At 70.0% G+C, this 3,760-nt stretch carries 4 protein-coding genes; all 4 read right to left on the minus strand.

Features of this window, described 5'->3' with window-relative positions; all coding sequences use genetic code 11:
* Positions 1–661 (minus strand): proteasome subunit alpha (gene prcA, locus ACTIR_RS0100490; RefSeq protein WP_034237589.1); only part of this gene is annotated, 661 nt, incomplete at its 3' end.
* 106 nt (positions 662–767) lie between these two features.
* A complete protein-coding gene (prcB, locus tag ACTIR_RS0100495) occupies positions 768–1,643 on the minus strand; it encodes a proteasome subunit beta (RefSeq protein WP_026452822.1) in 876 nt (291 codons plus the stop codon).
* A 93-nt stretch (positions 1,644–1,736) separates the two neighbouring features.
* Positions 1,737–1,931 (minus strand): ubiquitin-like protein Pup, encoded by a 195-nt coding sequence (locus tag ACTIR_RS0100500; RefSeq protein ID WP_007024706.1) that lies wholly within the window; start codon positions 1,929–1,931, stop codon positions 1,737–1,739.
* Between the two features lie 94 nt (positions 1,932–2,025).
* A complete protein-coding gene (dop, locus tag ACTIR_RS0100505; protein ID WP_026452823.1) occupies positions 2,026–3,528 on the minus strand; it encodes a depupylase/deamidase Dop in 1,503 nt (500 codons plus the stop codon).
* Positions 3,529–3,760 lie beyond the last annotated feature (232 nt).

Here is a 3,760-nt window from a genome sequence, read left to right on the forward strand (position 1 = left end):
CCGCGACCTCCAGCTTGCCCGGTTCCGTGTCCCCGTCCGCGGACGAGCCCGCCGAGCCGGACCCCCCACCGGGGCCCGACGAGCCGGACGACGGGGCGCGCAGCGCCTCCACGGCCACCGACAGCGCCGCGCCCAGGTCCATCCCGTCGGTGAAGCTGTCGGTGAGCTTGCTGTTGATCGCGTCCGTCTGCCCGCCCATGACCACGTACTTCGGCTGGTCCATCACGATGGAACCGTCGTAGGTCAGCCGGTACAGCTCGTCCTCGTCGGAGTCCGCACCGACCTGCGCCACGCAGATCTCCACCTCGAACGGCTTCAACTGTTCGGTGAAGATCGTCGACAACGTCTGCGCGTACACGTTGGCCAGCGCGCGGGCGTTCACGTCGCGCCGGTCGTACTGATAGCCCTGCAGGTCCACGTGCCGGATGCCGCCGCGGCGCAGGCTCTCGAACTCGCTGTAGCGGCCCACCGCGGCGAACCCGATCCGGTCGTAGATCTCGGAGACCTTGTGCAGTGTCGGCGACGGGTTCTCCGCCACGAACAGCACTCCGCCCCGGTACTTGAGCACGACGACGCTCCGTCCCCGCGCGATCCCCTTCCGCGCGAGTTCGGACCGCTCGCGCATCAGCTGTTCGGGGGAGGTGTACAGCGGCATCGTCACTGGCGTTCGCTCCGCTCTGCTCGTCGGATCGCTCTAGTCGTCGAATCGGAACTGGTCGGATCGGATGGGTCGGCGCGTCCGGGCCGGTACCGGCCCGGGCGGGCGGTCAGCCCAGCAGGCCCGGGCGTTCGGTCCGGTCGCGGACCACGGCCCGCGCGATCTCCGAGGTCTCCTCCTCCGGGGTGCGCACCGTCCCGTGCTCGGCGGTGACCGTGACCACCGTCGGGTGAATGTTGCGCACCAGGTCGGGACCCCCGGTGGCGGTATCGTCGTCGGCCGCGTCGTACAGCGCCTCGATCGCCGCCCTGGTCGCGGCCTCGGCGTCGGCCTCCGGGTCGTACAGCTTCTTCAGCGACGACTTCGCGTACGCCGAGCCCGACCCGATCGCGTGATATCCGGCGTTCTCCTCGTACCGGCCGCCGGTGACGTCGAACGACACGATCCGCCCCGCCCGTTTCGGGTCGGTGGCGTCGACGTCGTAGCCCACGAACAGCGGCAGCACGGCCAGTCCCGCCAACGCCACGTCCAGGTTGGCCTTGACCATGTTGGCGAGCTTGTTGGTCTTGCCGTCCAGCGACAGCGACACGCCCTCGATCTTCTCGTAGTGCGCGAGCTCGACCGTGTACAGCCGCACCAGTTCCAGCGCGAGGCCGGCGGTGCCCGCGATGCCCACCGCCGAGTAGGCGTCGGTGACGTGGACCTTGTCCATGTCCCGGCTGGCGATGGTGTTGCCGGTGGTGGCGCGGCGGTCACCGGCCAGCAGCACGCCACCGTTGAACGTCGACGCGACGATCGTGGTCCCGTGCGGCGGTTCCGCGCCCCCGGCCTGGGGCACCGGGGGCGCGGCGGGCGTCCCGTCGGCCCGGTTCCCGGGCAGCAGCTCGGGGGCCTGGGCCTTCAAAAAGTCCGTGAACGACGACGTCGCCGACGACAGGTAGGCGGCGGGCAACACGAAGCCCGAGTTACGCGGAGTGTGTTCCATGCGTGCTCGTTGTTCCCATCGACGAAGGTGAACGGGACGGGGATACGTCGGGGCGTGCCCTGCCGGGCAAGCCTACGAGGTCGTCACGCGCGGCTACTGGCCGCCCTTCTGCACGTAGGCACGGACGAAGTCCTCCGCGTTCTCCTCCAGCACGTCGTCGATCTCGTCGAGGATCGTGTCGACGTCCTCGCCCATCTGCTCGCGACGTTCCTGGCCTGCTCCGGCGCCGGATTCGGTTTCCTCGTCGGAGTCGCCGCCGCCGTGCTTCTCGATCCGTTCCTGAGCCATCATCGCCTCCCGTGTGGCCGGTGGGTTCCAGCCTACGCTCGGTCGTCGGCTTCCGGGACCTCCGTGACCACCTCGTTGATCTTCGGGGTCCAGTTTATCCCGACGTGGTCAATGCCTCCACGAGTTCCTCGGCCGTGGCGGCGGAGTCCAGCAGCTCCCCGACGTGGGCCCGGGTCCCCCGCAGGGGCTCCAGGGTCGGGATCCGCACCAGTGACTCCTTACCCACGTCGAAGATCACCGAATCCCAGGAGGCCGCCGCGATGGAGTTCGCGTACTTCTCCAGTGTCCGGCCCCGGAAGTAGGCGCGGGTGTCCGACGGGGGCGTCGTCACCGCCTCGCGCACCTCGTCCTCGCTGACGAGACGTTTCATCGACCCCCGGGTGACCAGCCGGTTGTACAGGCCCTTGTCCAGCCGCACGTCCGAGTACTGCAGGTCGATCAGGTGCAGCCGGGGCGCGGCCCAGCCGAGCGCGTCCCGCGAGCGGTACCCCTCCAGCAGCCGCAGTTTCGCCGGCCAGTCGAGCCGGTCGGCGCACTCCTCCGGGTCGCGCGAGAGGGCGTCGAGGATCTCGCCCCAGACCCGCAGCACCTCCTTGTCCTGCTCGTCGGCACCCACCCGCTCCAGGTGCTGCGACACCAGTTCGTGGTAGGCGTACTGCAGGTCGAGCGCGGTGTACTTGCGGCCGTTGGCCAGATCCACCGTGGTCTTCAACGTGGGGTCGTGGCTGATCTGGTGCACCGCCTTCACCGGGTCCTCCAGCCGGAGGTCGTCGAACCGCACCCCGTGCTCGATCATGTCGATGACCAGGGCGGTGGTGCCCAGCTTGAGGTAGGTGGCGTACTCGGCGAGGTTCGCGTCCCCGATGATGACGTGCAACCGGCGGTAGCGGTCGGCGTCGGCGTGCGGCTCGTCGCGGGTGTTGATGATGCCCCGTTTGAGGGTGGTCTCCAGGCCGACCTCCACCTCGATGTAGTCGGCGCGCTGGGAGAGCTGGAACCCGGGCTCCTCCCCCTGGGCGCCCAGCCCCACCCGGCCGGAGCCGGTGAACACCTGCCGGGACACGAAGAACGGCGTGAGTCCGCCGATCACCGAGGTGAACGGCGTCGTGCGGTCCATCAGGTAGTTCTCGTGCGTGCCGTAGCTGGCGCCCTTGCCGTCCACGTTGTTCTTGTACAGCTGTAACGGCGCCTGGCCCGGCACGGTCGCGGCGCGCAGCGCCGCCTCCTCCATGACGCGCTCGCCGGCCTTGTCCCAGATCACCGCGTCCCGCGGGTTGGTCACCTCGGGTGCCGAGTACTCCGGGTGGGCGTGGTCGACGTAGAGGCGTGCACCGTTGGTGAGGATCACGTTCGCCGCGCCGAGGTCCTCGACGTCGGAGTCGTGTCCCTGCTGGTTCGGCCCGGCCAGGTCGAAGCCCCGCGCGTCCCGCAGGGGTGACTCCACCTCGTAGTCCCACCGGGCCCGCCGGGCGCGCGGGATGTCCGCCGCCGCCGCGTAGGCCAGCACCACCTGGGTGGAGGTCAGCACTGGGTTCGCGGTCGCGTCGCCCGGCACCGCGATCCCGTATTCCACCTCGGTTCCCATGATCCGCCGCATGCCACAAGCCTACGGGTGTCGGGCGGGAAAACCCCGGCGCCGGTGCGGTCGTGGGTGAAAAACCCCGATCGGACGTCACCGAAGGCCACTCACCCGCCACACCGCCCGCGGGTCCTCACCCGGCCGGGCGAGGTCGGTCGGGTCAGGGTCACCGCCAGGCGAGCGCCGACCGTCGCTGCCAGTAGTCCGCGGGATCCTCGGCCACTCCCCACGGGTCCGCTTCCGGGCCCCG

Origin of the sequence: Saccharomonospora iraqiensis subsp. iraqiensis, assembly GCF_000430445.1 — a bacterium.
In the GTDB taxonomy this organism is placed as follows: Bacteria; Actinomycetota; Actinomycetes; order Mycobacteriales; family Pseudonocardiaceae; genus Saccharomonospora; species Saccharomonospora iraqiensis.

Excerpts from the sequence above, each read along its gene's own strand:
- dop (WP_026452823.1), bottom strand. The coding sequence starts at position 3,528 with ATGCGGCGGATCATGGGAACCGAGGTGGAATACGGGATCGCGGTGCCG.
- ACTIR_RS0100500 (WP_007024706.1), bottom strand. The coding sequence starts at position 1,931 with ATGGCTCAGGAACGGATCGAGAAGCACGGCGGCGGCGACTCCGACGAG.
- prcB (WP_026452822.1), bottom strand. The coding sequence starts at position 1,643 with ATGGAACACACTCCGCGTAACTCGGGCTTCGTGTTGCCCGCCGCCTAC.